30 protein-coding genes and 2 tRNA genes are annotated in these 26,489 nt (G+C 40.3%); 26 read left to right on the forward strand and 6 right to left on the reverse strand.

Going from position 1 to position 26,489, the window contains the following annotated elements; genetic code table 11:
* Positions 1-22: 22 nt before the first annotated feature.
* The 4 genes from MLE13_RS09645 to MLE13_RS09660 form a co-directional block, all read right to left on the reverse strand.
* The gene (locus MLE13_RS09645) at positions 23-1,204 is read right to left on the reverse strand and encodes an MFS transporter (RefSeq protein ID WP_240749506.1); all 1,182 of its coding nucleotides are present in this window, start codon (positions 1,202-1,204) and stop codon (positions 23-25) included.
* 636 nt (positions 1,205-1,840) lie between these two features.
* Positions 1,841-4,228 carry a heavy metal translocating P-type ATPase gene (locus MLE13_RS09650; RefSeq protein ID WP_240749507.1) on the reverse strand — a complete coding sequence of 796 codons (2,388 nt, stop codon included), beginning with the start codon at positions 4,226-4,228 and terminating at the stop codon, positions 1,841-1,843.
* A gap of 78 nt (positions 4,229-4,306) precedes the next feature.
* Positions 4,307-4,528, reverse strand: coding sequence for a copper chaperone CopZ (gene copZ, locus MLE13_RS09655; protein WP_240749508.1), 222 nt, complete (start codon positions 4,526-4,528; stop codon positions 4,307-4,309).
* A 16-nt stretch (positions 4,529-4,544) separates the two neighbouring features.
* A complete protein-coding gene (locus tag MLE13_RS09660; RefSeq protein ID WP_240749509.1) occupies positions 4,545-4,868 on the reverse strand; it encodes a metal-sensitive transcriptional regulator in 324 nt (107 codons plus the stop codon).
* 232 nt (positions 4,869-5,100) lie between these two features.
* On the opposite strand from MLE13_RS09660, the gene MLE13_RS09665 reads away from it, so the two are divergent.
* Positions 5,101-5,241 carry an Lmo0850 family protein gene (locus MLE13_RS09665; protein WP_008498815.1) on the forward strand — a complete coding sequence of 47 codons (141 nt, stop codon included), beginning with the start codon at positions 5,101-5,103 and terminating at the stop codon, positions 5,239-5,241.
* 27 nt (positions 5,242-5,268) lie between these two features.
* Here the strand turns inward: MLE13_RS09665 and MLE13_RS09670 are convergent, their stop codons facing one another.
* Positions 5,269-6,450, reverse strand: a complete 1,182-nt coding sequence (locus MLE13_RS09670; RefSeq protein WP_240749510.1) for an FtsW/RodA/SpoVE family cell cycle protein — start codon at positions 6,448-6,450, stop codon at positions 5,269-5,271.
* Between the two features lie 159 nt (positions 6,451-6,609).
* On the opposite strand from MLE13_RS09670, the gene MLE13_RS09675 reads away from it, so the two are divergent.
* The 9 genes from MLE13_RS09675 (at position 6,610) to MLE13_RS09715 (ending at position 15,377) form a co-directional block, all read left to right on the forward strand.
* Positions 6,610-7,380: a hypothetical protein gene (locus tag MLE13_RS09675; RefSeq protein WP_240749511.1), complete on the forward strand. Its 771-nt coding sequence runs from the start codon at positions 6,610-6,612 to the stop codon at positions 7,378-7,380.
* A gap of 86 nt (positions 7,381-7,466) precedes the next feature.
* Positions 7,467-7,814 carry a quaternary ammonium compound efflux SMR transporter SugE gene (sugE, locus tag MLE13_RS09680; RefSeq protein ID WP_240749512.1) on the forward strand — a complete coding sequence of 116 codons (348 nt, stop codon included), beginning with the start codon at positions 7,467-7,469 and terminating at the stop codon, positions 7,812-7,814.
* The gene (locus MLE13_RS09685; RefSeq protein WP_240749532.1) at positions 7,814-8,131 is read left to right on the forward strand and encodes a DMT family transporter; all 318 of its coding nucleotides are present in this window, start codon (positions 7,814-7,816) and stop codon (positions 8,129-8,131) included. Before sugE ends, MLE13_RS09685 begins: the two co-directional genes overlap by 1 nt.
* Before the next feature lie 73 nt (positions 8,132-8,204).
* Positions 8,205-9,275: a D-alanine--D-alanine ligase gene (locus tag MLE13_RS09690; RefSeq protein ID WP_240749513.1), complete on the forward strand. Its 1,071-nt coding sequence runs from the start codon at positions 8,205-8,207 to the stop codon at positions 9,273-9,275.
* Positions 9,276-9,288: 13 nt separating this feature from the next.
* Positions 9,289-10,647, forward strand: a complete 1,359-nt coding sequence (locus MLE13_RS09695; RefSeq protein ID WP_240749514.1) for a UDP-N-acetylmuramoyl-tripeptide--D-alanyl-D-alanine ligase — start codon at positions 9,289-9,291, stop codon at positions 10,645-10,647.
* 41 nt (positions 10,648-10,688) lie between these two features.
* Entirely contained in the window at positions 10,689-11,387 is a 699-nt protein-coding gene (locus MLE13_RS09700) for an alpha/beta hydrolase (RefSeq protein WP_240749515.1), read from the forward strand.
* A 334-nt stretch (positions 11,388-11,721) separates the two neighbouring features.
* A complete protein-coding gene (locus MLE13_RS09705) occupies positions 11,722-13,248 on the forward strand; it encodes a DEAD/DEAH box helicase (RefSeq protein WP_240749516.1) in 1,527 nt (508 codons plus the stop codon).
* Positions 13,249-13,393: 145 nt separating this feature from the next.
* Positions 13,394-13,873, forward strand: a complete 480-nt coding sequence (locus MLE13_RS09710; RefSeq protein ID WP_008498821.1) for a PH domain-containing protein — start codon at positions 13,394-13,396, stop codon at positions 13,871-13,873.
* Entirely contained in the window at positions 13,866-15,377 is a 1,512-nt protein-coding gene (locus tag MLE13_RS09715; protein WP_240749533.1) for a PH domain-containing protein, read from the forward strand. Before MLE13_RS09710 ends, MLE13_RS09715 begins: the two co-directional genes overlap by 8 nt.
* 47 nt (positions 15,378-15,424) lie before the next feature.
* On the opposite strand, the gene MLE13_RS09720 is transcribed toward MLE13_RS09715, so the two are convergent.
* On the reverse strand, positions 15,425-16,033 hold the full coding sequence (locus tag MLE13_RS09720) for a rhomboid family intramembrane serine protease (RefSeq protein WP_240749517.1): 609 nt from the start codon (positions 16,031-16,033) through the stop codon (positions 15,425-15,427).
* Positions 16,034-16,101: 68 nt separating this feature from the next.
* On the opposite strand from MLE13_RS09720, the gene acpS reads away from it, so the two are divergent.
* The 16 genes from acpS to MLE13_RS09800 all read left to right on the forward strand — a co-directional run bounded on the left by acpS (position 16,102) and on the right by MLE13_RS09800 (position 26,363).
* Positions 16,102-16,455 carry a holo-ACP synthase gene (gene acpS, locus MLE13_RS09725; protein WP_240749518.1) on the forward strand — a complete coding sequence of 118 codons (354 nt, stop codon included), beginning with the start codon at positions 16,102-16,104 and terminating at the stop codon, positions 16,453-16,455.
* A gap of 15 nt (positions 16,456-16,470) precedes the next feature.
* Positions 16,471-17,628: an alanine racemase gene (alr, locus tag MLE13_RS09730; RefSeq protein ID WP_240749519.1), complete on the forward strand. Its 1,158-nt coding sequence runs from the start codon at positions 16,471-16,473 to the stop codon at positions 17,626-17,628.
* Positions 17,629-17,671: 43 nt separating this feature from the next.
* Positions 17,672-17,956 (forward strand): hypothetical protein, encoded by a 285-nt coding sequence (locus MLE13_RS09735; RefSeq protein WP_008432414.1) that lies wholly within the window; start codon positions 17,672-17,674, stop codon positions 17,954-17,956.
* Positions 17,957-17,960: 4 nt separating this feature from the next.
* Positions 17,961-18,311 carry a type II toxin-antitoxin system PemK/MazF family toxin gene (locus tag MLE13_RS09740; protein WP_008432415.1) on the forward strand — a complete coding sequence of 117 codons (351 nt, stop codon included), beginning with the start codon at positions 17,961-17,963 and terminating at the stop codon, positions 18,309-18,311.
* Between the two features lie 163 nt (positions 18,312-18,474).
* Positions 18,475-19,302 (forward strand): RsbT co-antagonist protein RsbRA, encoded by an 828-nt coding sequence (locus tag MLE13_RS09745; RefSeq protein WP_240749520.1) that lies wholly within the window; start codon positions 18,475-18,477, stop codon positions 19,300-19,302.
* Complete coding sequence (locus tag MLE13_RS09750; RefSeq protein ID WP_008432419.1) at positions 19,302-19,664, forward strand: STAS domain-containing protein; 363 nt, start codon at positions 19,302-19,304, stop codon at positions 19,662-19,664. The genes MLE13_RS09745 and MLE13_RS09750 overlap by 1 nt, the downstream gene beginning before the upstream one ends.
* A gap of 2 nt (positions 19,665-19,666) precedes the next feature.
* Entirely contained in the window at positions 19,667-20,068 is a 402-nt protein-coding gene (locus MLE13_RS09755) for an anti-sigma regulatory factor (protein ID WP_008432420.1), read from the forward strand.
* A gap of 12 nt (positions 20,069-20,080) precedes the next feature.
* Entirely contained in the window at positions 20,081-21,082 is a 1,002-nt protein-coding gene (locus MLE13_RS09760; RefSeq protein ID WP_240749521.1) for a PP2C family protein-serine/threonine phosphatase, read from the forward strand.
* Between the two features lie 97 nt (positions 21,083-21,179).
* Entirely contained in the window at positions 21,180-21,509 is a 330-nt protein-coding gene (locus MLE13_RS09765) for an anti-sigma factor antagonist (protein WP_065527260.1), read from the forward strand.
* A gap of 1 nt (position 21,510) precedes the next feature.
* Positions 21,511-21,981: an anti-sigma B factor RsbW gene (rsbW, locus tag MLE13_RS09770; RefSeq protein WP_008498830.1), complete on the forward strand. Its 471-nt coding sequence runs from the start codon at positions 21,511-21,513 to the stop codon at positions 21,979-21,981.
* Positions 21,959-22,741, forward strand: a complete 783-nt coding sequence (gene sigB, locus MLE13_RS09775; protein ID WP_240749522.1) for an RNA polymerase sigma factor SigB — start codon at positions 21,959-21,961, stop codon at positions 22,739-22,741. Before rsbW ends, sigB begins: the two co-directional genes overlap by 23 nt.
* Positions 22,741-23,340 (forward strand): PP2C family serine/threonine-protein phosphatase, encoded by a 600-nt coding sequence (locus MLE13_RS09780; RefSeq protein WP_240749523.1) that lies wholly within the window; start codon positions 22,741-22,743, stop codon positions 23,338-23,340. The genes sigB and MLE13_RS09780 overlap by 1 nt, the downstream gene beginning before the upstream one ends.
* Positions 23,341-23,394: 54 nt before the next feature.
* The gene (locus tag MLE13_RS09785; protein WP_276323885.1) at positions 23,395-25,560 is read left to right on the forward strand and encodes a Tex family protein; all 2,166 of its coding nucleotides are present in this window, start codon (positions 23,395-23,397) and stop codon (positions 25,558-25,560) included.
* Positions 25,561-25,582: 22 nt separating this feature from the next.
* Positions 25,583-26,035, forward strand: a complete 453-nt coding sequence (locus MLE13_RS09790) for a SprT family protein (protein WP_240749524.1) — start codon at positions 25,583-25,585, stop codon at positions 26,033-26,035.
* A 173-nt stretch (positions 26,036-26,208) separates the two neighbouring features.
* Positions 26,209-26,283 (forward strand) — tRNA-Asn (locus MLE13_RS09795).
* A gap of 5 nt (positions 26,284-26,288) precedes the next feature.
* Positions 26,289-26,363 (forward strand) — tRNA-Glu (locus tag MLE13_RS09800).
* Positions 26,364-26,489 lie beyond the last annotated feature (126 nt).

The following is a 26,489-nucleotide window of genomic DNA, read 5'->3' on the forward strand; positions in this document are numbered from 1 at the left end:
CTAGAACTCCTGCTATTGTCTATCAGGCAGAAGCGCTGGCTTTTTTTGTCGTTGCTAAGGTTTTATTAGAAGCTTTAAACAATACGATTAACAATATACTCGCTATTGCCAGTGCTGCAGATAAATAATAAATGCTGCCGGCTTGAATAGTGAGGAGCCATGTAAAGGCTAGAGGACCAATAATGCGTCCAAGATTATCCATAGAATAAGTTAACCCGGCGGCTGTCCCATATTTGCCACCTGATTCTTTTGAAGTTAACGACACTAATGCAGTGCGAGACAAAGCGTTTCCGGCAGTAAAGATGCTGAGTGCAACACCGGCAAAAAACAAACTGTTTGTAAAAGGGAGGAGGAATAACCCTAGAGCGGTAACAAGTTGTGCGCCCATGATCCACTTTGTTTCGGCACCATCTTTAATGCGGCGAACAACTCCGCCTTGAATGGTGGCATCGACAAACCCACTCGCGATAAACAAGTAGCCAAGTTGAAGTGGGGTAATGCTAATTTGTTTGATTTGGAACAACTGAAAAGTTGATTCCAATCCTGCTAGTAAAACAGTCACCATAAAGGACATTAAAAACAAATAGCGAATGCGGAACTGCCAAAGTGTACTCGAGCCTTGTGGTAAAAGGGCACGTTTTACAGCTTCGCCTTTACGAACAGGTTCTTTTAACACAAGACTCGCATAACCCATTAACAACAAAACGAGTACTGCAGAAGTCGTAAATGGCAACGACAAGGAAATCGATCCTAGCAAACCACCTATAGCAGGTCCGAAAATAAACCCTAAGCCAATCGACATACCAAGAAAGCCCATGTATTTATTGCGATCTTCATTCGAAGTGATATCTGCTACATACCCCGTTACAGCGGTGTAAAGTGCACCGGAAAATAGACCACCTACGATGCGTGAAAAATACAACAACATTAAATTATCAAGAAACAATGAAAATAAGAAAAAGCTTAAACTAAAGCCAGCTAATCCAACGAGTATTAGTTTCTTGCGACCGGTGTTATCGGATAGTTTCCCCCATAAAGGCGCAGTGAAAAAAGAAGACAAAGCATAGATGGTGATTAATCCGCCAACATGGATCTCCGAGTAACCTTGTTGCACAATGACTTCAGGTAAAATAGGGATAATAATGCCGAATCCTAAGTACACAAAAAACTGAACGGACATCAGCAGTAAGATGGTTTTTTTCATAATGAAGAATTCCTACTTTCTGAAAAGAATATGTCCTCATTTTACCTTTGTTTCTTAAGTAGAACAATGACCAGAAAAAAGAAGACCATTTCTGGTCCTCTTAGACTGGAGACAAAGTCTTATTAAACTGAATAGTGATGCATATTCTTCAACTGGGCTGGCCACTTCGCTTTCCGTGGGCTCAGCTTCAGCCTCCTCGTCACTGAAAACCCATGCTCCTGCATCGCTGCGCTAGCTTCGTCGCAAAAGCTTGTCCTCGCAGGCTTCGGCCAATGCTATTCCTGCGGGGTCTTCAGCTTTCGTCGCTTCGCTGCTCCCACAGGAGGCTTCGTGGCCAACCCAATTGAAGGCTTCTTGCTACAAACAAAGTAAGATTCTTTAGTACGCTTCATCATAAAAGTAACTTATGAAAAGTTTTTTCCTCTACTCACTCTAGGATTCGGAGCACCTAGTGGCGACTCCAGCGGAAAAACGAAGTGGTGAGACCCCGCAGGAGCTTGCGACGAGGAGGCTCAGCGCGGAGTCCGCGGAAAGCGTCCACTAGGTGTGGAGAATCCCATATACATACAAAAAAATGAGTAAGCATTCTTTTTTCTGCAAATTAAGAGGACCATTTCTGGTCCTCATAAAAAATAATTATTTATTTAATTTAACACGTTGTAAACGTAAAGCGTTCATGACAACTGATACGGAACTAAATGCCATGGCAGCTCCTGCAAGCCAAGGAGCTAACAAACCAACTGCCGCAATCGGAATACCGATTGTATTATAAGCAAGTGCCCAAAACAAATTTTGTTTAATATTTCGAACGGTCAATCGACTCATTTGAACCGCGTCGACAACTCTCATTAAGTCGCCTTGCATTAACGTAATGTCGGCGGCTTCCATTGCAATAGCTGTTCCGGTGCCCATAGCCATCCCAACGTCTGCACTAGCTAAAGCCGGAGCATCGTTTAAGCCGTCTCCAGCCATAGCGACATGTCTACCTTGACCTTGAAGTTTAACAACAACATCTGCTTTTTCTGCAGGTAAGACACCAGCAAATACTTCGTCGATGCCAACTTGTTTTGCGATCGCCATCGCTGTGCGTTCTTGGTCTCCTGTTAACATGACCACATGTAATCCCATATCTTTCATTTCTTGAATTGCTTGTTTAGCCGTTTCTTTCACGGTATCGGCAACAGCAACGAGCCCGCTATAACGGCCGTCAACAGCAATGAACATAACCGTTTTGCCGTCTTGTTCTAAAGCTGTAGCTTGCGCTTCATCGATTGCCAACCCGTCCATCAAACGACGGTTGCCCATGACGACTTGACGATTGTCTACTGTGGCGCGAATACCGTGACCTGGTACAGCTTCAAAAAGACTAACCGCTAAATTTGCTTCGCCATAATCAGAGATGGCTTGTGCAACTGGGTGTTCAGATTGATTTTCAGCACTTGCCGCTAAGTTTTTTAATACAGTTAAATCGATTCCGTCAGCTGGAATGAAATCTGTAACGACAGGGCGGCCATTTGTAATGGTGCCTGTTTTGTCCAAAACGATCGTATCAATATGCTTTGTGTTTTCAAGCGATTCAGCTGTTTTAAACAATACGCCTTGTTCAGCGGCACGACCAGAGCCCGCCATAATAGACGTTGGTGTCGCTAGTCCTAATGCGCAAGGACAAGCGATTACGAGAACTGCAATTGTACTTTCGAGAGCGGCTGGGAAGTTTCCAGGTGATACTAAGAAGTACCAGACGATAAACGTGACTACTGCAATCCCGACAACGACTGGAACAAAGACACTGGAAATTTGGTCAGCAAGTCGTTGAATCGGTGCTTTAGAGCCTTGTGCTTGTTCAACAACACGAATGATATTCGATAACACGGTATCTTTTCCGATTTTATCCGCACGTACATGAAGTGAACCGTTAGAATTGACGGTCGCTGCAAAGACGGCGTCGCCTGTCTTTTTATCAACCGGTAAACTTTCACCAGTTAGCATCGATTCATCGACTGCTGAATTCCCTGATAAAACAGCGGCATCAACGGGAATAGAAGCGCCGGGTTTAATCAACAAGATGTCACCGGTTGTGACTTCTGAAATTGGCAAACTAACAAATTCATTTCCACGTTCAACAAGTGCATGTTGAGGTTGTAATTTCATTAACTTTTTAATGGCGTCAGAAGAGCGGCCTTTTGCACGTGCTTCAAAAACTTTCCCTAAAATAATTAACGTAATTAGCACGGCACTCGTTTCGAAATACAAGCCCATCGTATGTCCCGTGTTCCAATTAGAAAGAACTAAGTAAACACTATAGAAATAGGCGGCTGAAGTTCCGAGTGATACTAATACATCCATATTGGCGGATTTATTTTTTAAAGCAAAATAGGCACCTTTATAGAAAGACGCACCAATAATAAATTGAACCGGTGTTGCTAATGCCCATTGAACAAGAGGGTTCATCAAAATCTCAGGTACATACATCCAAGACGTGAACGAAAAATGACTAAACATCGTCCAAAGCAGCGGGAAAGAAAGGGCTGCAGACATCCAGAACAAGCGTGTTTTCTTTTTAATTTCCTGTTGTTTGTGATCAGTTGCTTCTTCGCTTTCTTGCTCAAGAATTGCGTCGTAACCAAGCGATTGAATGCGTTTTACAAAATCTTCAGGTGTAACGGTTCCAGGATTATAAGAAACATGTCCCGTTTCCATCGCCAAATTCACATTGGCTAGTTGAACACCTTCCATTTTGTTTAATACTTTCTCGATGCGTGCAGAGCAATTGGCACAAGTCATCCCTTGAATGGAAAAATCAATTTCTTCTTGCTGCACGCCATATCCTAATTGTTCGATTTTATTTTGTACTTCTGTCATCGATGCTTGATCACTATCAAAGACGACATTGGCTTTTTCTGTAGCGAAATTAACGGTTGCTTCTGAGACGCCGGGCAATTTTTGAAGCCCTTTTTCTACACGGTTTGCGCACGCTGCACAAGTCATACCGGTAATTGCTACTTCCGTTTGTTTTGTGCTCATCGTGATTCCCACCTTTTTTAAAGATTACATACCTATAGGGGGTATGGAGTTGTGAAAAAAATAACCGCGTTTCCGCAGTTATTCACTTAAAGTCGCAACATCGTATCCTTGATCTTCAATTGCCTCAGCAATTTGGTTAACATCTACTGCAGAAGCATCGTATGCAACGTCGACAGAATTATTTTCTAAAGATACTTCTACTTTTTCAATTCCTGGTAACGCCATAACGCTTTCTTCGACAGACTTCACACAATGTTGGCAAGACATGCCGCTTACTTGTAGGTTGATTTGTTCTTTCATTAGAAATTCCTCCTTATTATTTTCGCATCATTTTTTGAATAGTAATGAGTAATTCATCTAACACTTCTTCTTCGCCATTTTCGAGACGGTCTTTGACGCAACCTTTTAAATGACCTTCTAAAAGAACTTTTGTCACGCTGTTTAATGCTGACTGTGTTGCTGCTAGTTGTGTAATAATATCATCACAATAAACGTCTTTCTCCACCATACCTTTTATACCACGGATTTGACCTTCGACACGACTAAGTCGATTTGTTAAATCCCTTTTTACAGAGAGAGGATGATGGCTTTTACGGCAACTATTGTCTAATGCAAAGGTTTCTTCGATTAATTCACTCATCTGAAGATTCTCCCCTCATGTTTCTCACTATAATATACCTCTATAGGGTATGCAAATCAATCGATTTACCTTATCTTTAAAATTGTCATCAAAATGATAAGTTTAAAATCCTGAAATGATGGTATTATATACGTAGACATAGAAAAGTCAATAATCTGCACTTTACAGATGGAACATAGCAAGATGAAATACGTTTATAATAAGTAATGAATAAGATAAAGAGGTGATCTGGATGGCGAAAAACGTAGATGTTCGCAACATTGTTTCAAATTTATCGAAACTAGGAATCCAAGCAAAAATCACAAAATCTCGTGTCGAATTAATAAAAGCACTAGCGTTACCACAACCAATTCAAGCGCAATCACAACAATAAAAGCTCTGGCGAATTGCGCCAGAGCTTTTATTTTTTGTTTTTATCAAACATATACGTTTTGTGATGGAATTTCATACTGAAAACAATACCGAGTGCGAGCATATTGCCGATTAATGAACTTCCGCCGTAACTAATGAAAGGCAACGGAATTCCGGTGATTGGCAAAAGTTGAATAGTCATGCCGATATTTTGAAACACGTGGAATGTAACCATCGCGATAATACCTGCGCATACATAGGTGCTAAATGTATCTTTAAACTGCAATGTGATTTTGGTCAAATGATAAATCAGCATGAAGAACAAGATGATTACAGCACTAGCGCCGATAAAACCAAAGTCTTCCGAAATAACGGTGAAGATAAAGTCTGTATGATTTTCAGGCACATAAACTTGCCGACCTTGGTAGCCTTTACCAAAAACTTCCCCAGAACCAATCGCGTTCATCGCCGCAATCAAGTTATATCCGCCAGATTCTGCGTAGGAATAAGGGTCAAGCCATGTATAAATACGTTCAAACATATAAGGTTTCAATCCGAAAGCACGAGAAAGAAAGTCTTGTGCATTAATGGTCATCCATAATAACGTCGCTCCAATTACAGCAACCCCACCGAAACTAGGTGCAATAATCTTCCAAGAGATTCCTGAAACCACGACAACTGCCAAAGTGATGGCGATAAAAACGAGTGCAGTTCCTAAGTCAGGTTGTAATAGGATAAAGCCGAGAGGAATCGCGAGACAAAGAGCAATTTTCCCGAGTAAATAAAAATCAGATTTCAGTGTTTTTATTAAATAATGCTCATGGTGCGAAGAAATCATTTTTGCCAATGCTAGTATATAGAAGGTTTTCATGAACTCGGCTGGCTGAATATTGACAAATGGTGTGTGAAACCAAGCTTTAGCACCATTGACGGGCGCAGCTATCTGACCGACGCCATCTGGTGCGATCATTAATAGAATTAGTAAGAGAATACCGAATCCGTATAGATAGTAGGCCATCTTTTTATATTGTTCAGGATCGAAATACATAAGAACACCAATCATCATGACAGAAATGATGTAAAATAAAGCTTGTCTCGGAACAAAATTCGTTAAATACTGACCGGAAGTTTGAGCAGAAGAAATAGCTACCAAACTGACGATAAAAAACAGAAATAAGATGAAAGCTAGCGACCAATCAATTCGGTCGGTAAAGCTTTTATTAGTTTGCATGTGATTCCACCTGTACTTTTTATTATTATGAGTCGGAATATATTATAACGTATATATCTGTAATATGCGCATGACAAAAGTAATGACGCTTTTGGAGTATGGATGTTTCATATTTCTTCTTTTTGGTCGTATAATAAGAAATGGAATGGAGTGGGGGAAATGGAAAGAAAACCGTTGCACACAGATGCATACATACAGCATTTATATATATATTTAAACGAGTCTGATCAATTTGCTTTATTTAGTGGACTGACCTTTGCCCATTTTTTGGATGCGATGAAGTTACCTAAAAACCTGTTGTTATTAAAGCATCCATATGAAGAAGCTTCTTTTAACATGCATACTCATATGGAATTTGCGACACAAGAAGATTTTAGTCAATTGAGAAAAGCGCGTGCAAATAAAAAAAGTGAATTTTGTTGGGTTGATTTCAAAAGTGAAAAACAATTAAACTCCCTGACGCCCCAGGAACAAGCAGAATTGCTATACATTGGTCATAAGAAAGAACCGGTTAAGACGCCTTTCTTTTCAACTCTACAAAACGAGTTTGTTTATTTATCTAGCGAAGAAGAAGAGACGACGAAAATCTACTTCCGAAAATTAGATCGTTTAAATGAGTTAGTCGGGAATTACTTTACGTATTTAATTCGCCGAGAGGGTAATGGACAAAATTTCTGGAGACGGAAATCTAAAGACTTAATTCCGGAACTGCCTGCTGAAATTCTTCAGTCGTTAAAAAAGAATTACCGCGAAGGTGTCCTTATCTCATTGGCTGATCCTGAAAAAACGAAAAATACAATTGAACTACATATTCGTCTAGTAGAAGAAATTTCTTTTTTAGACGAATTCTGGTCTGATATTGAAGAGTACACAAAACAAGGGATTTCCCGGAAGATAGTTTACGATAAAAAACAAAAAGTATGGAAATGATACCTATAAGCGGGTATCATTTTTTTCGGACTATCTTTTAATTTAGTTAATACAAAAGGAGAACTTAGTAGGGAGGAAGGGATTATATGGCGTGGATTCTTCTTGTGATTGCAGGAATGACAGAAATTGTGTGGGCGATCGGCTTGAAGTTTGCTGATGGCTTTACGAATTTTGTTCCTTCTCTTGTAACAATAATTTTTATCGTCATTAGCTTTATGTTGTTTGCTGTGGCGATGAAGACGATTCCAATTGGTACAGCTTATGCAGTATTTACAGGAATCGGTGCAGCGGGGACGGCGATTCTTGGAATCTTCTTATTTAGTGAAAATGCTAGTTTAGAAAAATTGTTCTTTTTGAGTTTATTGCTAGTTGGCATTATTGGGTTGAAAGCATTGGATGGAAAAGAAACTTCTCGTAAAGAAGTGAACTCATGATGGCGTGGTTGATTTTAATTGTTGCCGGGTTATTTGAAGTAGCATTTGTGACGACGATGAAATTATCACAAGGATTTAAAATAAAACGTTATACAGTTTTGACAATTGTTTCTGGAGCGCTCAGTTTTTATTTGTTATCGCTGGCGTTAACAACCATTGCGCTAGGAACGGGATATGCGGTATGGACGGGCATTGGTGCAGCAGGTAGTGTTTTGGTCGGTATGATTTTCTTTAATGAAAGTAGACAGCTGGCCAAATTATTTTTCCTATCCTGCATTATTGCTGGAGTGGCGGGATTGAAAATATTTGGTGGCTGACATTAAAAAATTATTAGTCAATGCAGGTTCGTGATAAACTAAGCAATATGGATAATGAAATGAGGTTTCTTAAATGAAAAAAAAGATTGGTTTATTATATGGAGGCAAATCAGCAGAGCATGAAGTTTCTCTGTCTACAGCCTTAGCAGTTACAAAGGCAATTGATTTTGATGCATATGAAGTTTATCCAATTTACATCACACAAGATGGTGAATGGAGAAAAGGTCAGCGTCTTGAAGAATCAGCAAAAACAATTGAACAACTACAACTAACAGAAGGGACTGGAAAGTCGAACGACATTTCTAGCTTTCTTCCTGCACAACCGAGTGAAGCGTTAGACGTCATCATTCCCCTACTTCATGGACCGAACGGAGAAGATGGTACGGTACAAGGTCTTCTTGAAGTGATGAACATTCCGTACGTTGGAAATGGCGTGTTAGCATCTTCAGCAGGAATGGACAAAGTGGTAATGAAACAATTGTTCGAGCAAGCAGGTTTAGAACAAACGCCATATGTGTATTTTATAAGAAGAGACTGGGATAACAATCAAGGCTTCTGGTTGGATAAAATTGAAGCAGAACTTGTATGGCCGGTATTCGTTAAACCTGCCAATCTAGGATCGAGTGTTGGGATCAGTAAGGCAGATAATCGAGAAGAAATGATTGCTGCTGTAAAAGAAGCGTTAAAATTTGATCGTAAAATTGTCATTGAACAAGGTGTAGTTGGTCGTGAAATCGAAGTAGGTGTTCTCGGAAATGATGAGCCCGCGTGCTCAGTAGCTGGTGAGATCAAACCATTAAAAGCTTTTTATGATTATCAAGCGAAATACAAAGATGGCAATACTGCAATGATTATTCCGGCTGAACTAGACAGAGCGGTTTATGCGAAATTAGAAGTAGATGCGAAAAAAGCATTTAAAATTTTGGATTGTTCAGGACTTGTTCGAGCAGACTTTTTTGTGACGGCAAACAATGAAATTCTGATTAATGAAGTGAATACATTGCCTGGATTTACACCTTTCAGCATGTTCCCGTTATTGTGGGAACATACAGGAGTGCCATATCCGGAACTAATTGAACGACTTATTACGTTGGCGATCGAACGACATGAAGAAAAACAGTTACTGCAAGTTAAAATAGATTGAGTGGAGAAGCCAAATGAAAAAAAAGATTGAACAAGTAGCCAAATGGCTGGATATCAAAACTAATTTAAAAGGCATTGACATCACGGGAGTCTCAATTAACACGAGAACACTCAAGCCAGGTGATTTGTTTATCCCTTTTCGTGGTGAAAATGTAAATGGGCATAAGTACGTCCGTTCAGCGATTGAGCTAGGTGCATCTGCTTCTCTATGGCAGCGCGATGAACCTGGAGCACCAGAAGATTTGCCATTACTTTTTGTAGATGATTGCGAAGTGGCTTTGCAAGAAATGGCTCGCGCTTATCGTGATGAATTATCGGCAATGGTTATTGGAATCACTGGGTCTAATGGGAAAACTTCGACAAAAGATTTAGTGGCAAGTGTCTTGAAGCCGTATTTTAAAGTGCAAAAAACACCAGGTAACTTCAATAATCAATTAGGTCTTCCTTTGACGATTTTGTCTTTGGAAGAAGACACGAAAGTTGCTGTTTTGGAAATGGGCATGAGTGGGAAAGGGCAGATTGAATTTTTGTCTGAGCTAGCACGTCCAGATTACGCGATCATTACGAACATTGGCGAAGCGCATTTGCAGGACTTGGGTTCGCGCGAAGCGATTGCTGAAGCGAAATTTGAAATTACTGCAGGCCTTCAACCACACGGTAAACTTTTTTATGATGGCGATGAACCATTATTACAGCCGTTTATGGAAACTTTTCCGCAAGGTGTGTCTTTTGGATTCGACGACAATAACGAATTAACAGTAACAGATATTAAAGCTACTGAAAGTGGTAGCAGTTTTATGGTGAGTGGCATTATAGATGCCGCATTTACGATTCCGGTGCTAGGTGAACACCAAGTGAAAAACACACTGGCTGCAATATTAGTAGCTCTTGAAGCAGGATTATCAGAAGAGCAAATTCGTAAATCTTTAAAAGATGCAGCATTAACGGATATGCGTATGCAGATGATTCAATCAGACAATGGTGCGATTTTTATTAATGATGCTTATAATGCAGCTCCTTCATCGATGAATGCAGCGCTGAATTTTATCCGTGAAACAACGATGAAAGATAAGAAGTGGGTTGTATTAGGCGACATGCTTGAACTTGGAGACGACGAACAAAGTTATCACGAAGCATTGAGCAAATGCATTTCAGATAACTTAGTGGGTGTTTGTTTATATGGACCGCGTATGAAATGGCTTTACGATAAATTGCAGCCGAGTTATGGTGGGAAATTGTTATGGAGTGAAGCGGATTATGGTCCGATTATTGACTTGTTGAAAAAACATACCAACAAAGACTCAGTCATTTTAGTAAAGGGTTCTCGTGGTATGGCATTGGAAAATGTGATCGAGCCTTTTGTTAGTGAGTAAAAAAGTTTTGAGGCATTAGTTAGCAGAAAGAAGGAACCGATTTGAAGACCGGCGTGCTATGTATTCATGGTTTTACAGGAGGTCCATTTGAAGTAGAACCATTTGCCGATTTTTTATTTGAGCAAACCGATTGGATTGTGGAAATACCGACACTTCCAGGACATGGCGAAAAGCTTGCTTTAAAAAGTATTACTGCTGAAAGTTGGATGATGGAAGCTGAGTTAGCTTTAAAAAGATTGAAAAAATCGGCGGATCGCATCATCATTGTAGGCTTTTCAATGGGTGGTTTGATCGCCATGTATTTAGCGATGCGGTATAAAGTGGACCGTTTAGTTTTATTGAGTGCGGCTGCTAAATACATCAGTCCTGTGCAAATGTTTAAAGAAGTTCAAGAAGCTGTAAAAGATGCGGTATCAGGCAAAATAACGGAAAATGCGCTTTTTCATCTCTATGAATACAAGCTAACCAATACCCCCATCAGCTCGACAGTTGAATTTTTACGCGTAGTGAAAATGGTAGAACCTTATTACGATAAAATCAAAGTACCTGTCTGCATTGTACAAGGAGAAAAAGACGGTATAGTGCCATTGTCTGCAGCAGACTTTATTTACGATCATATCGGATCGGAAGAAAAGTACTTGATTCGTTCAGAAAAGGGCAAGCATTTAATCTGTTATAGCGAAGATAGTGAAGAATGGTTTAGTGAAGTATTTGCGTTTATGAATAAAGGCTTAGAGTAAACTGATTATTAGAACCTTTGCGTATTGATTGCAAATGGAAAAAAAACATGTTATTCTTTTGAGAGCAATGGATACATTTTTGAAACACTCTTCCCTGTGAAGAGTATTTTTTTGAGCAAAACGGTTTGTTCTATAGATAGGGCATCAAACACCCGCCGATCAGACCGCTCGGCAAAGCCCGAGCTTTTCCTGTTCACACATCCCCTCTGACTTAAAACTACAGAGTATGATTTTCGACGTGAAACTTCCTCATAAAGGCTCGACCTTGTCACTAATTCATCTAAAATGTACACCATTTGTAAATCAGATGAAGACAAAAGGAGATTGAAAAAATTTGGTAAAATTTTCAGAGTTAAATATTAGCGAAACAACATTAAAATCCGTAAAACGCATGGGGTTTGAAGAAGCAACACCAATTCAAGAGGGAACAATTCGTCTTGGTATGGAAGGTAAAGATATCATTGGACAAGCGCAAACTGGTACTGGTAAAACTACAGCTTTCGGTATTCCTTTGATTGAAAAAATCGACACTAAAAATGGCGACGTTCAAGGATTAATCATCGCTCCAACACGCGAATTGGCAATCCAAGTTTCAGAAGAACTTTACAGACTGGGTCAAGATAAAAACGTACGTATTCTTTCAGTATACGGTGGCCAAGAAATTAGCCGACAAATCCGTGCACTAAAAAATCGTCCGCAAATTATCGTTGGTACGCCAGGACGTCTATTAGACCATATCAACCGCCGTACGCTTAAATTGGATAATGTAAACACATTGATCCTTGACGAAGCAGACGAAATGTTGAACATGGGCTTTATCGAAGATATTCAAACAATCATGGCAAGTGTTCCTGACACGCGTCAAACATTGTTGTTCTCAGCAACTATGCCGGATGCAATCCGTCGCATTGCAGAGAAATTCATGAAAACGCCAGAAATCGTTAAAATCAAATCAAAAGAAATGACTGTTGAAAACATTGAGCAGTTCTACGTGAAATCTGTAGAGCGCGAGAAATTTGATTTCCTTTCACGTCTTTTGAATGTTCAACAACCGGAACTTGCGATCGTTTTCGGACGTACAAAACGCCGTGTTGACGAATTAGCAAAAGCTTTAAATATCCGCGGCTACCTTGCTGAAGGTATTCATGGTGACTTAAGCCAAGCAAAACGTATGTCAGTTTTAAAACAATTTAAAGCCGGCAAAATCGATATTTTAGTTGCAACAGACGTAGCAGCTCGTGGACTTGATATCTCAGGCGTATCACACGTATACAACTTTGATATTCCACAAGATCCTGAAAGCTATGTTCACCGTATCGGCCGTACTGGTCGTGCAGGTAAAAAAGGAGTCGCAGTCACGTTTGTAACACCACGTGAAATGAGCTACTTAGCTATCGTTGAACGTACAACTAAGAAAAAAATGGAAGCATTGGTTCCTCCAACTGCGAACGAAGCTGTACTTGGCCAAAAACGCGTTGCTATGGAACAATTGCTTGAAATGACAGAGAAAAACAATCTTGGCGATTACCGCGACTTCGCGACGCAAATGCTTGATAAGCATGATGCGGTTGACTTGATTGCAGCAGCTCTTAAAACAATGACTAAAGAACCGGAAGATATTCCAGTTTCTATTTCCGAAGAACGTCCTTTGCCATCACGCGGAGGCGGCGGATATAAAGGTAAAAGCGGCGGAGGCGGACGCAGTAGCGGAGGCGGCGGTTACAAAGGTAACCGTTCATCAGGTTCAGCTCGTCCATCATCAAGCCGTGGAGCAAGCTCAGGCGCAAGCCGACGTCGTGAAGGCGGAAGCGGAAGCGGTGGCGGACGTCCAGGACGTACGACTCGTCGTAGCGAATCTTAATACCGATTAATTGAAAGGACGTACGCAAAACAGGAAACTGTTTAGTGTACGTCCTTTTTTGCTGTTTGAATATCAGTTACAATGAAGTGAAACGTTCGGATGAATAAATCGTATAATGTGTAGGTAGACGATTGGAGAGAAGACAATGGATAACCAACCGAAAAATCAAATCTCACGAAAAGGCTTAACGGTCTGGCGTGTATACGGCAGTATGGAAACAGCGGTTATTGCGTTAATAGCAATCGGAGCAGGCGTTCTCACTTATTTTTTTGACTGGCCACAATGGCTTTATGCGATTTACGGAGCAGTCATTCTGCTATTTGGCGTCGTGCTGATTTTCTGGTTTCCGAAAATCCGGTGGCAACGTTGGCGTTATGAAGTAAGAGAACATGAAATTGAACTGCAGCACGGCTTGTTTATTGTTACGCGAACTTTGGTGCCGATGGTGCGTGTCCAACACGTAGATACTGAACAAGGACCTATTTTAAGAAAGTATGACTTGGCGGAAATTTCCATTTCAACGGCTGCGACCACTCATACAATCCCGGCGTTGGTTACAGCAGAAGCGGATGAATTGAGGGCGAGAATTTCTGTATTGGCAAGGGTGGCGGAAGATGATGTATGAAGGACGTTATAAACTGCATCCGATTTCGGCATTTTTAAACTTTATTAAAGGAATGAAAGAATTACTTCTTCCGTTTATTATTATTTTTGGTGTCAATATTTTCAGAGGTGATGGCATCAGTTCGATGTTTAACCAAGGTTGGCAAGGGATGATTCCATTAATTGTCGGGGGAGCTGTGTTGTTATTTCTACTAGTTGCCGGAATTATCAAATGGAAACGTTTTGTTTATTGGTTTGAAGATGGAGAACTTCGTATTGAATATGGTTTGTTTGTGAAGAAAAAAAGGTACATACCATTCGAACGAATTCAAAGTTTAAATTATGCAGAAGGCATTTTTCACCGACCGCTTGGATTAGTAAAAGTGAAAGTAGAAACAGCAGGTTCAGGAAAAGTAGGGCAAGCTGAAGCTGAATTGACGGCAATTTCAAGAGAAGATGCGGATCGTATTGAAAAAGAAATGGAAAAAGCCAAACATCAACTGTCGCGAGAAAAAACTCCGATAATCGGACCTGTAGAGTTTGTTGAAGCTCCTGCTAAAAAAACGACCAAAACGCTTTATCATATGTCTATGAAAGAACTATTAATTCTTGCGACAACTTCTAGCGGAATTGGTGTTGTCATTTCAGCCGTAGCGATCTTTCTTTCTCAGTTTTCTGAGTTTATCCCATACGATGCTGTTTATGAAGAAATCATCTTATTTTTACGTTTTGGTGCATTAATAGTTGCGCTAACCATCTTTGTTGTTTTAGTAATGGCATGGGTCATTTCGGTTATAATGACGATTGTAGCGAATTACCAATTTACGATTCAGTACGACGAAGATCGGATATATATAACTAGAGGCTTATTAGAGAAAAAGAAAGTCTCAATACCGTTAAAGCGTGTTCAAGGAATTAAAATAAGTCAAAATCCTTTGCGGGAACTATTCGGTTATGCAACAGTCGTAGTCGAAAGTGCAGGTGGGTCAGTGGGAGATAAGGACGAGAAAATTCGTTTATTTCCTTTAGTGAAAACAGATCGGATGTTGCCAATTCTAGAAGAATTGTTTCCAGAGTTAGAATGGACGCCCCAATTGGTTGGAGCGCCAAAGCGCAGCATTCATTTTTTCTACCGATTAAATTTAGTTTGGCTTTCTCCGATGTTTGCAGCTGTAGGGTATTTCTTTTATCCGTACGGACTTCTGGCTTTGCTTATTGTGCCGGTGGTTATCGTTATTGGTATTTGGCAACACCGAACTGTAGGGTATGCGCTCGGTGACAGGCAATTAACCGCTCAATTTAGAGGGCTTAGCAAGCACCGCTATTTTATATTGAAGAAAAGAATTCAAGTTGTTCAAGTAACACAAAGTTATTTTGAGCGACGCAAAGGAATTGCTTCAATCCATTCGACTATTAAATCTGGTATGATGGGTGCCACTGCAACAACCCCTCATATGGAAAAAGAAGATGCTAGCCGAATTTTAACTTGGTATAAACCGCTCGGGGCAAAAGAACAGTCGAGTTAAAAATTTGGTATAAAAAAAGACGGCCGGATATAAAAATCCGGCTGTCTTTATTTTTTAGCTCGCCAGCTAACAATGCGTTTTGGATGGAAATAACTAAGTCCGATTAAGAACCCGGTAATCATTCCGGCGATATGCGCAGTCACGTTAATGTTTGGTGTTAAGAAAGTCATAACTATACTAATGACGATAATTGGGAGTATAATTTGTTTAAGTTGGGGTAAAGCGCGTCCCCCGTAATACACCAATGCACCAAATGCGCCGAAAACGCCGAAAATGGCACCACTTGCTCCGACGTGGGAATAATCGAGTGGTTGTAAGAAATAAGTAGCTACAGAAGCGAAAAAGCCGGCTAGTAAGTAAATCGTCATAAAACGAATTTTGCCGGTTAATCGTTCTAACTCAGGTCCGAAAAGGAATAAGGAAAACATATTAAACAGCACGTGCATCAGCCCGTTATGCAGGAACATGGGGGTGAAAAAGCGCCACCATTGGCCTTCTGCAATGTAAAAGTTAGAACCTATACCATAAAAGTAAATCCATTGACCAAGAAAAGGTAACCATGTCAGTACATAGACCAACAGATTAAGAGCGATCAAAGTGGAAACGACCGGATACATACGCAAGTATTGCTTAAAGCTTTCTGTTCGAATAAACATTTTGTCACCTCTATTTCATACGTTTCATTATACCTGTTACCTGTTTGCGAATGAAAGGAGAAACATTTATGATTACAGGAATTGGGCTGGATATTGTTGAAATGTCACGAATCCGCCGATTAGATATCAAATCACCAAAATTTCGAGCGCGTATACTAACTGATTATGAACAAACTGAATATGATCAGTTAACAGAAACAAGAAAAATTGAATTTCTTGCCGGCCGTTTTGCAGCAAAAGAAGCTTACTCCAAAGCAAAAGGCACTGGAATTGGCAGTGAGTGTTCTTTTCAAGACATCGAAGTTAGAAAAGATGATAAAGGTAAACCCACTATTTACTTCCGAGGAACAGAGACGGGATTAGTATCTATTACACATTCAAAAGAATTTGCAGCAGCGCAAGTTCTTTTACAAACAACATAACTGGGTGGTGTCGAGATGACAGAAAATTATCGGCCGACTAAAGCGGTCATCGATTTAACAGCAATCAAAAGTAATTTAACTTATTTTCAAGAAAAAGTCGGTGATGCTGAAGTAATTGCAGTGGTAAAAGCAGATGCTTACGGACACGGTGTTCTAGAAATTGCAAAAACGGTCATTGAAAATGGTGTTCGTATGCTCGCAGTAGCGACTCCGGATGAAGCTCTTTTTCTCCGTAATCATGGCATAAATACCGAATTGTTAGTGTTAGGAGCCACTCCTTCGCAGTTTATTCCAATCGCGCAACAACACAATATTATTGTGACTGCCATCTCGCTTGACTGGTTATCGATGGCGGCGATGCACGTAGAGCAGAATTTAGATGCATTAAAGATTCATTTGAAAGTGGATACCGGGATGAGGCGTATCGGTATCCAAGTAAATGAAATCGATGAGGCTTTTGGTTTTATTGCAGATCATGACTTTAACTTTAAAGGCATATTTACTCATTTTGCGACTGCAGATGAAAAAGATTCTCCCCTTTTCGCCCAGCAAGTAAGCGCGATGAATACGATTATCGATAAGTTAGATGACTCTTCTGTGATGGTCCATATATCGAATAGTGCAGCTGCTGTTATGCATCCGGACTTAGTGTGCGATGCGGTGCGTGTTGGAATTTCATTGTACGGAATTGCACCTTCTTCTTATGTAGGTGAAGAAATGGATTTTGAATTACAACCTGCACTTAGTCTTGAAACTGAAATGATTCACGTGAAAAAAATAAAAGCTGGAGAAGTATTAAGTTACGGAGCTACCTATCGCGCTGAACAAGACGAATGGATTGCGACAATACCAATCGGTTATGCAGATGGCATGTTGCGCGGTTTACAAGGTCAAGATGTTTTGGTGAAAGGGCAACGTGTCCCGATTGTTGGTCGGATTTGTATGGACCAATGCATGATTCGACTATCTGAGAGATCTCTAATTGGAGAAAAAGTTCAGTTGATTGGGCAACAAGGGCAACAACGGATTTTAATTGACGAATGGGCCGATAAGCTTGAAACAATTCCTTATGAAATCCCTTGTATCTTAACAAAACGAGTGCCGCGTGTGTATGTAGAAAGAGCGGAGCTCATCGATTTTCCTTTTCAGCAGTCTGATAAGATGTTAAGATAGAATAGACTAAGACAGAAGAACGGGATTTTCGGAGGTGTCGGCTGTGTACGGTAAGTCAAAGACAAAAGAAGTGGTTGTGAAAATGCCAAAGCAATTTATTTCGGAGTTGACAACTCATTCAAATGAGCATGTTCAGGAAAGTGGAGATTATATTTACGTTTCCACAAACCGGGTGACGAAAAATCTATACGACTCATATCATATTCGGGAAGCGATGATCAAGGGCTACGTGGAGATGTCACAAATCAATCTATCGATTGCTTGTGAATGTTCTCACGCTGAGTACGAAGCGGAGCATACGACCGTGCGACTCGTAAGCGGAGGGTGACAACTTGATTGTAAAACGCGGAGATGTTTTTTTTGCGGAATTATCGCCAGTCGTCGGGTCTGAGCAAGGTGGGACCCGCCCGGTTCTGGTGATTCAAAACGATATAGGGAATCGATTTAGTCCTACCGTCATTATTGCTGCAATAACGGCGCAGATTCAAAAAGCTAAATTGCCGACTCATGTCGAGATTAATGCCAAAAAATATGGTTTTGAGCGTGATTCTGTTATTTTGCTTGAACAATTACGAACAATTGATAAGTCGAGATTGACCGACAAAATTACTCAACTTGACGACACATTGATGGAAAAAGTGGATGAAGCATTGGAAATCAGCGTGGGCCTAGTGAAATTTTAAGCATACATACTTCCGTAAAGACATCTCGAGAATTTTCTCGAGGTGTTTTTTTATAGATGGCGATGTTGACAAAAAAGATGTGAAAAAAACGAATTTCCGCTACAATAAAGAGTAGTAAACAAAAAAGGGATACATAGTGCGACAGGGAGGGTTTTTAGTCAATATGAATAAACAGATGGCTCAATATATACAGGGCAATTTAACCGAAATTATTTCGCAGTGGCAAGAAAAAATGAAAGATGAAAAAGAGGAACTTTCTTTTCGGATTATGCCTGAAGAGCTAATAAATCAAACAAGCCATGAATTTGCGGAACTGATGATTTCTAATTTACTAGAAAGCCATCAAGCGTATGAAATTCGTATAAATGATTTTGCTGAAAAAGTGGTTCGCCTCGGATGGTCAATTACATTTGTGACGAAGGCAATTGGACACTTTGCTGAAATCGTTTATGAAGATATGAGAAAAGAAGAAATGATTAATGATGGAAATCTTGCTGATTATATAGAAGAATTTTCAAAGTGGATTACGCCTATTCGAGAGAGCACAATTCAAGCTTACTCTAAAACATGGGAACGTACTGTGAATTTGCAAAAAATTGCGCTACAGGAACTATCTGCATCTTTGATTCCGGTATTTGAAAAAGTATCTGTGATGCCTTTAGTTGGGACAATTGATACCGAACGAGCAAAGTTGATTATGGAGAATTTGCTTGAAGGTGTCGTAAAGCACCGTGCAGAAGTTGTTTTGCTCGATATAACGGGTGTTCCTGTTGTGGATACTATGGTGGCTCATCACATTATTCAAGCGGCAGATGCTGTACGTTTAGTAGGAGCAAAATGTATGCTTGTCGGAATTCGACCTGAAATTGCTCAAACAATTGTTACACTAGGCATAAACTTGAATGATTTTACAACAACGAGTACTTTGCAGCGAGGTGTAGAACAGGCGCTAGCTTGGACGAATCGAAAAATTGTGGAGGTTGAAGACTGATGAATTTTAGAATTCCAATTTTAAAGTTAAGAGATACATTAATTGTTTCGATTCAATGGGAACTTGACGATCAAACAGCTCTTCAATTCCAGGAAGACTTATTGACAAAACTTCATGAAACAAGTGCGCGAGGTGTCGTAATTGATTTGACATCGATCGATTTTATCGACTCATTTATTGCAAAAGTTCTGGGAGACGTCATCAGCATGTCAAGCTTGATGGGGGCCAGAGTAGTTATTACCGGTATTCAGCCAGCAGTTGCTATCACTTTAATCGAGTTAGGAATTCGACTTGAAGATGTTATGACAGCGCTAGATCTAGAAAATGGTCTGGATAAACTTCAATTGGAATTGGAGGCTTAACCATGAGCGATGAGTCCTCGGTAGAAATTTTAACGGAATGGGATATTGTTGCCGCAAGACAACTCGGACGTAATGTCGCGAAAGAACTTGGTTTTGGCACAGTTGATCAGGCCCGTATTACAACGGCTATAAGCGAGCTTGCTCGTAATATATATTTATATGCTGGAAAAGGCAGAATCGAAATTCAGCAATTGACTGAAAATGGTCTTAAAGGGATTCTGATTATTGCAGCAGACAGTGGTCCAGGAATTTCAGATATTCGTCAAGTGATGGAAGATGGATTTACGACTTCAGGTGGATTGGGAGCAGGGCTTCCAGGTGTTAAGAGATTAATGGATGATTTTAAGATTGAAACAATTGTGGGCGAAGGTACAGATATAAGAGCTACGAAGTGGCTTCGTTAGGGGGAACACCCAATGATTCACGAAATCGAGAATCAGTATAAAGAAATTTTAAATGAATACATGAAAAAACAAACCGAACAAAATTTATATGTTGGTCAAAACTTCAGCCGACAACTCATCTTAGAAAATATTGCGCCCGAAGAAGTGATCAGTATGCACAAAGGCGCAATCCAAGAACTTTATGATGAGTTGCCGGATGTGGTATGGCATTCTTTCGACTTCTTGATCGAAATGATGATCAATTACGGATTGGCGCTTCAAGAGCGACAAAGTCTCTTAAAGCAACAGGAAGAGTTGAAAGTGGAAATGGATTTGGCGGCGAATGTACAAGAGACGCTGCTAAAAACAAAATTACCTTCACTCGAAGGCTTGGATATTGGCCTTCTTTCTATTCCTGCCCGAAAAATGAATGGCGACTACATCTATTTTGTTAGTGAACATGATGGTTATGCAGGGGTAGCGGTTGCAGATGTAATCGGTAAAGGCCTTCCTGCAGCTCTTTGCATGTCTATGATTAAATTTGGTATGGATAGTCTAAGTAGCTCGCAAGCGCTCCCAAAAGATGTGCTAAGTATCATTAACCGGATTGTTGAGAAAAGCGTAGATGATTCAATGTTCGTTTCCATGTTCTATGGAAATTATGATGCCAAGCAAGCACGTTTGACATACGGTTCAGCAGGGCACGAACCTGCAATTTTATATCGTGCAAAAGACAACGAATTTACAGAATTGAATGCAAAAGGCTTGTTGCTTGGTGTATCACCAGCTGCTGTCTATGAAGAACACACAGTCGATTTGGAAAAAGGCGACTTGGTCATTATGATGACAGATGGCGTGACGGAAGGCCGGAACGACGAAGGCTTTATCGAGCGCGAAGTTATCTATGAATTAATCGAATGTAAAAAAGAAAAACCTGCGCAAGTGATTGTGCAGTATGTTTACGATGAGCTTGAACGAATGCAAAATGCACAGTTTCAAGATGACTTTACATTAGTGATTTATAAAAAAGTCTAATAGTAGGTTTAATGACGTGCCGTTGGTGGTATTAAGGCTTAGAATAGCTTTTTTTAAAAGCGAGATTGAATTTAAAAAAACGGGGTGTCAAATTACAATGAATATTCAAGTGGATTTAACTGAATCGAATAATATTCTTGAAGGATATATAGGCGGAGAAATTGATGCACATACTGCACCAGTTTTACGCGGGAAATTAGAAAATTACCAAAGTCACCAAGGTTTAGAAGCAGAGTTGGATCTTTCTGACGTTAATTATATGGATAGTACAGGGCTAGGTGTTTTTGTAGCTTTTTATAAATCGGTCAATTCAAATGGTGGGCATGTGAAACTAAAAGGACTCTCCGTTCGATTGAAACGACTTTTCGATATTACAGGTTTAGGCGATATTATGGACATCGAATCAGTCGGGAAGGAGGGTAACTGATATGCGCCCTTTTGATTATGTAGAAATGCGAGTTCCCGCTAAATCACAGTACGTAGGTGTTGCAAGACTTACGATTTCAGGTTTGGCTAGTCGTATTGGTTTTTCGTTTGATGATATAGAGGATTTGAAGATTGCGTCAAGTGAAGCAGTAACAAATGCGGTTCAACATGCGTACACTGAGGGAGAGCAAGGCGAGGTTGTTATTGGTTGCGCACTTTACGAAGACAAAATCGAGATTATGGTAGCTGATCATGGTCGTAGCTTTGATTTTGAAGAAACAAAAGCAAAAGTTGGTCCGTATCATGATGAAGAAGAAGGTGCTTTTCTCCGTGAAGGCGGTCTCGGCTTGTATTTGATTGAAACATTAATGGACGAAGTTAAAGTTCATCATCAAGAAGGAGTAACGATCTTCATGACAAAGCATGTTGAAGGAGAGCAGGTGGAGAAGGATGTCGAAACAGTCTCATCCTAATCAGCCTACTAAAGAGCAGGTGCTTGATTGGATTGAAGCTTATCAAAAAACAGAAGATGAAGAAGCCCAGACAAACTTGGTTTTAAATTACAAACGCCTTGTTGAATCCATTGCACGAAAATATTCGAATGGAAAATCTTATCATGAGGATATTGCGCAAGTAGGGATGTTGGGGCTTTTAGGAGCTATTAGACGCTATGACCCTTCGTTTGGTCGTAGCTTTGAAGCCTTTGCTGTTCCCACAATTATCGGGGAAATTAAACGATTCTTGCGTGATAAAACATGGGCGATTCATGTTCCTCGCCGTATAAAAGAACTGGGTCCTCGGATAAAAGCGACAGTTGAAGTGTTAACAACAGAGCTTCAACGTTCACCGCAAGTGTGGGAAATCGCTGAATATCTAGATGTTGAAGAAGACGATATATTGGAAGCAATGGAGATGGGCAAGAGCTATCAAGCACTTTCAATGGACCATTCTTTAGAGGCGGATTCAGATGGCAGTACAATTACTTTATTTGACGTAGTTGGCCAAGAAGACGATGGTTACGAGAAAGCGGATCAGCGGATGCTTGTAGCTGAAGCGATGAATGTGCTTTCTGAACGAGAAAAGCAGATCATCCAATTCACCTACATAGAGCAGTTGAGCCAAAAAGAAGCCGGGGATAAACTCGGTATTTCTCAAATGCACGTTTCTCGTTTGCAAAGAAAAGCGATTAAGAAACTTCAAGAAGCAATATTAGCTGCTGGCGGAGTGTCCTAGTGGAGAAAATTCAGCATAATTTTATAAATGCTTTTATTTTCAACGCAGCAAAAAAAGGGAATTATGAATCTGGCGACAGTTATCACACCGTTTTGACAGATGATTACTTTATTTGCTCCGTAGCTGATGGATTAGGAAGTGGGCCCATAGCGCGTGAATCGTCTCAAGTGATTCCTCAGATTTTAAGGGAATATCACCATGAAACTGTGGATCAATTGATGCAGCGCTTTAATAAATTGATGGTTCACAAACGAGGCGCCGCTGTGGCAATTTTTAAAGTTGATTTTAATAACAAAACACTTGAATACAGTTGTGTTGGCAATATCCGATTTTATCTATACCGGAAAGTAAAAGATGAAATTATTTACCCATTGCCGGTAATGGGGTATTTGTCAGGGCGTCCGCAAAAACTGCGTACTCAGCTTTACACGTATGTGGAAAATGATTTGTTTTTGATTCATTCTGATGGAGTGGATTTAAGAAATCCGAAATCGATGATGCGTAAAGCAACAGTACCTGAACAATTATACAATGACATAGTAGAGTCGATCCAAACGGTTGACGACGCTACATTCATAACAGGAAGTCTTCTCAAATGAGAAGGCTTCTTTTTTATGTGTTAAAATGAGAAAGAATTGAAGGGGAGTGTCTAGATGGAAATGCAACAAATTCATACATTAATCGCAAAAGAAACGGGCGTGCGAAACAATCAAGTCGCGCAAGTTATCGCTTTAATCGAAGATGGCAACACCGTACCTTTTATCGCACGTTACCGAAAAGAAGCAACCGGCTCGTTAGATGAAGTTCAAATAAAAGCAATTGATGACCGGTATACATACATTCAAAGTTTAGAACAACGGAAAATAGAAGTGATTCGTTCTATATCGGAACAAGAAAAACTAACAGAGGAATTAGAAAAGGCGATTCACGGTGCAACTGTTTTACAACGCCTCGAAGATTTATATCGACCATACAAACAAAAGCGTCGTACAAAAGCGATTATCGCAAAAGAAAAAGGATTGCAACCGTTAGCAGACTGGTTGCTAGAGCCTGGCGATGAAAAACTGACGGAAAAAGCGCAAGCATTTGTAAGTGAAGAGGCAGGCGTTGCTTCTACTGAAGAAGCCATTCAAGGCGCACAAGATATTTTGGCGGAATTATTTGCGGACGACCCAGATGTTCGAGAGAAAATTCGTTACATGACTCGAAAAAGTGGAACCATCGCCACAATAGTTAAAAAAAATCACGAAGACGAAAAACAAGTCTTTCAAATGTATTACGAATACGAAGAAGCAATTCAAAAAATTGTGCCGCATCGAATTTTAGCGATTAATCGAGGAGAAAAAGAAGACGTTCTAAAAGTTTCCATTAATCCGCCTGTGGATCGTATTGTGACTTTGATGAAAAATAATTGGATAAAGCAAACACATTCAACAACAGATGTGATAGCTGTAGCGATTGAAGACAGTTACAAGCGTTTGATCCAACCCTCTGTTGAGCGGGAAATTCGCGCCGAGTTGAGTGAAAAAGGAGAAACGCAAGCCATTCATATCTTTTCAGAGAACTTGCGTAACTTGTTACTGCAACCGCCGATGAAAAACAAAATGGTCCTCGGTGTGGATCCAGCTTATCGGACAGGCTGCAAGCTGGCAGTTATCGATGAGACAGGTAAGTTGTTAGAAGTCGCGGTTATTTATCCGCATCCACCAAAATCTGATCAAGCGGGCTCGAAAAAAATTATGGAACGCTTAACAGCTAAATACCCAATTGAAATTATGGCGATTGGTAACGGTACTGCATCACGAGAGACAGAACAATTTGTTGCGGACTTCTTGTCGGAAACGTCGGCAGATATCTCTTACGTGATTGTTAATGAAGCAGGAGCTAGTGTTTATTCGGCATCTGACATTGCGCGAGCAGAGTTTCCGGACTTAAAAGTGGAGGAGCGGAGTGCGGCTTCGATTGCACGCCGTCTACAAGATCCACTCTCGGAATTGGTAAAGATTGATCCGAAAGCGGTGGGGGTTGGACAATACCAGCACGATGTTTCTCAAAAGAAATTAGCGGACCAGTTAACTTTTGTTGTTGAGACAGCGGTTAACCAAGTTGGGGTCAATGTCAATTCAGCATCTGCTTCGTTGTTGCATTATGTGGCAGGGTTGAGTAAAACTGTAGCGGAAAATGTGATTAAAGTGCGTGATGAAAATGGCCGCTTTACTACACGTGCGCAGTTGAAAAAAATTCCGCGTCTAGGAGCCAAGACTTATGAGCAGGCAATCGGATTTTTACGGATTCCTGAAGGCAAGAACCTATTAGACGCAACAGGGATTCATCCTGAGAGTTATGACATTGCAGAAAAACTGCTGAAGCTAGTAGGCGAAGACAAAAAATCTGTTGGAAAAGCAGGGCTCTCTGAAAAACTTGAAGCACTCGAGCTAAGCGAGTTAAGTGCAGAGTGGGGTGTCGGAGAAATTACGTTGAAAGATATTTTAGATGCGTTGAAAAAGCCGTTCCGTGATCCGCGTGATGAATTTCCGCAACCGTTATTGAAAAATGATATTTTAAAAATGGAAGATTTACTTCCGGGCATGGAAGTGCAAGGTACTGTTCGCAACGTGGTCGACTTCGGAGCGTTTATTGACATCGGAGTAAAGCAAGATGGCTTAGTCCATATCTCGAAACTGAAAAAAGGTTTTGTTAAGCATCCACTAGAAGTGGTCGCAGTTGGAGACATTGTCACTGCATGGGTTGAAAAAGTAGAAAAAGATAAAGGGCGCATTGCCTTGACGATGCTACAGCCGAAAGAGCAAACCCTTTAACGTTGAGTATAGGGGAATTACTATGACGAATGAAGAACTAACAGAATTGATAAAAGAAATCTCGCTAGCAAGTTTTGCAAAACCGTTTCGGCATGAAGGTGTTTTCAATTCTAGACTGAGAACAACAGGAGGTAGGTACCTGCTGCGTTCTCATCATATTGAAATCAATCCAAAGTCTTACGAGAAGTTTGGATATGCCGAACTCGAAGGAATTATTAAACACGAGCTATGTCATTATCATCTTCATATAGAAGGAAGAGGGTATAAGCACCAGGACCAAGACTTTAAAGAGTTACTGAAGAAAACAGGATCACCCCGTTTTTGTTCGTTGTTGGAAAACAAAACACAGCAACGTTCTGCGAAGACCTATGTTTACCAATGCGTGGCGTGTGAAACAAATTACAAGCGCAAGATTCGAATGAATACAGAGCGATATAGATGTGGCCGCTGCTCTGGAAAACTAATGGCGCAATAATAATTCATCCGAAAAGGAGACAGCCTAAATTGGTTTGTCTCCTTTCTTTTATGGAGGTATAGCTTAAGGTTTTGAGCAATGAAAAACAAAAGTGAAATTAAAATAAAAAAGGTATTGACGATTCTCTCAGACCTCTTTATAATAGAAAAAGTCGACAAGTACTTAAACAATATTCCGAAGTAGCTCAGTGGTAGAGCACCGCACTGTTAATGCGATGGTCGTAGGTTCGAGTCCTACCTTCGGAGCCATTCATGGCCCCTTGGTCAAGCGGTTAAGACACCGCCCTTTCACGGCGGTAACACGGGTTCGAATCCCGTAGGGGTCACCAACTTTTAAAAAACAATTAATCTGAAAAGTTATAGTTAGATAATAAGTGTGTTACACTAATACATAAGTTAAACAACTATGAAAAAACAAGTTGATTTTTCGAAAGAAAAACATTCTTATACTATTG

Origin of the sequence: Planococcus halocryophilus, from assembly GCF_022489025.1 — a bacterium.
GTDB classification, from domain to species: Bacteria; Bacillota; Bacilli; order Bacillales_A; family Planococcaceae; genus Planococcus; species Planococcus halocryophilus_A.

Coding starts and splice junctions, on each gene's coding strand:
- sigB (WP_240749522.1), top strand. CDS start 21,959: ATGTCGAAACAGTCTCATCCTAATCAGCCTACTAAAGAGCAGGTGCTT.
- MLE13_RS09650 (WP_240749507.1), bottom strand. CDS start 4,228: ATGAGCACAAAACAAACGGAAGTAGCAATTACCGGTATGACTTGTGCA.
- MLE13_RS09785 (WP_276323885.1), top strand. CDS start 23,395: ATGGAAATGCAACAAATTCATACATTAATCGCAAAAGAAACGGGCGTG.
- sugE (WP_240749512.1), top strand. CDS start 7,467: ATGGCGTGGATTCTTCTTGTGATTGCAGGAATGACAGAAATTGTGTGG.
- MLE13_RS09720 (WP_240749517.1), bottom strand. CDS start 16,033: ATGTTTATTCGAACAGAAAGCTTTAAGCAATACTTGCGTATGTATCCG.
- MLE13_RS09690 (WP_240749513.1), top strand. CDS start 8,205: ATGAAAAAAAAGATTGGTTTATTATATGGAGGCAAATCAGCAGAGCAT.
- alr (WP_240749519.1), top strand. CDS start 16,471: ATGACAGAAAATTATCGGCCGACTAAAGCGGTCATCGATTTAACAGCA.
- MLE13_RS09660 (WP_240749509.1), bottom strand. CDS start 4,868: ATGAGTGAATTAATCGAAGAAACCTTTGCATTAGACAATAGTTGCCGT.
- MLE13_RS09745 (WP_240749520.1), top strand. CDS start 18,475: ATGAATAAACAGATGGCTCAATATATACAGGGCAATTTAACCGAAATT.
- MLE13_RS09750 (WP_008432419.1), top strand. CDS start 19,302: ATGAATTTTAGAATTCCAATTTTAAAGTTAAGAGATACATTAATTGTT.
- MLE13_RS09695 (WP_240749514.1), top strand. CDS start 9,289: ATGAAAAAAAAGATTGAACAAGTAGCCAAATGGCTGGATATCAAAACT.
- rsbW (WP_008498830.1), top strand. CDS start 21,511: ATGCGCCCTTTTGATTATGTAGAAATGCGAGTTCCCGCTAAATCACAG.
- MLE13_RS09710 (WP_008498821.1), top strand. CDS start 13,394: ATGGATAACCAACCGAAAAATCAAATCTCACGAAAAGGCTTAACGGTC.
- MLE13_RS09790 (WP_240749524.1), top strand. CDS start 25,583: ATGACGAATGAAGAACTAACAGAATTGATAAAAGAAATCTCGCTAGCA.
- MLE13_RS09755 (WP_008432420.1), top strand. CDS start 19,667: ATGAGCGATGAGTCCTCGGTAGAAATTTTAACGGAATGGGATATTGTT.
- MLE13_RS09715 (WP_240749533.1), top strand. CDS start 13,866: ATGTATGAAGGACGTTATAAACTGCATCCGATTTCGGCATTTTTAAAC.
- MLE13_RS09685 (WP_240749532.1), top strand. CDS start 7,814: ATGGCGTGGTTGATTTTAATTGTTGCCGGGTTATTTGAAGTAGCATTT.
- MLE13_RS09665 (WP_008498815.1), top strand. CDS start 5,101: ATGGCGAAAAACGTAGATGTTCGCAACATTGTTTCAAATTTATCGAAA.
- MLE13_RS09675 (WP_240749511.1), top strand. CDS start 6,610: ATGGAAAGAAAACCGTTGCACACAGATGCATACATACAGCATTTATAT.
- copZ (WP_240749508.1), bottom strand. CDS start 4,528: ATGAAAGAACAAATCAACCTACAAGTAAGCGGCATGTCTTGCCAACAT.
- MLE13_RS09760 (WP_240749521.1), top strand. CDS start 20,081: ATGATTCACGAAATCGAGAATCAGTATAAAGAAATTTTAAATGAATAC.
- MLE13_RS09645 (WP_240749506.1), bottom strand. CDS start 1,204: ATGAAAAAAACCATCTTACTGCTGATGTCCGTTCAGTTTTTTGTGTAC.
- acpS (WP_240749518.1), top strand. CDS start 16,102: ATGATTACAGGAATTGGGCTGGATATTGTTGAAATGTCACGAATCCGC.
- MLE13_RS09765 (WP_065527260.1), top strand. CDS start 21,180: ATGAATATTCAAGTGGATTTAACTGAATCGAATAATATTCTTGAAGGA.
- MLE13_RS09670 (WP_240749510.1), bottom strand. CDS start 6,450: ATGCAAACTAATAAAAGCTTTACCGACCGAATTGATTGGTCGCTAGCT.